The sequence below is a fragment of the Chromohalobacter sp. 296-RDG genome (genome assembly GCF_029889885.1).
Taxonomy (GTDB): Bacteria; Pseudomonadota; Gammaproteobacteria; order Pseudomonadales; family Halomonadaceae; genus Chromohalobacter.
Genome location: NZ_JARANY010000320.1, coordinates 1 through 503 on the forward strand (window position 1 = coordinate 1; position 503 = coordinate 503).

Annotated in this window: 1 protein-coding gene; it reads right to left on the bottom strand. The window is 62.6% G+C overall.

The genetic code is table 11. The features are described from left to right. On the bottom strand, nucleotides 1–503 hold a 503-nt coding region (locus tag OP495_RS18755), incomplete at both ends, for an SLC13 family permease (protein ID WP_280571302.1).

The following is a 503-nucleotide window of genomic DNA, read 5'->3' on the forward strand; positions in this document are numbered from 1 at the left end:
CGATCCGCCATCAGGTACAGAAAGCCCCCGGCGATGAGCACCAGCGGCACGCCAACCTTGGCCAGTTCGAACATGTGCAGCGAGATGCCGCGCTCGCTCTGCAACAAGCCATCAACGACCAGGTTCGTGCTGGTGCCGATCAAGGTACAGGTACCACCAAGTATCGAGGCGTAGCTGAGCGGCAGCAGCAATTTGGAGGTCGGCAACCGAAGGCGCGCCGCCCATTCCTGTATGGCGGGAATGAACATCGCCACCACGGTGGTGTTATTCATGAAGGCACTCAGCCCCGAGGCCGGGAGCAACACCCGCAGTTGCGCCTGGCGCAGGCGCTTGGGCTGCCCCAGCAGGCGATGGGCGATCCACTGAATGGCCCCGGTTTCCTTGAGCCCCGCCGCGACCACATACAACGTCGCGATGGTCATCACACCAGGATTGGCAAACCCCGCCAACGCCTCGCCGGGCGTAAGAATGCCGCTGATGACCAGAAATGCCAACGCCCCCAT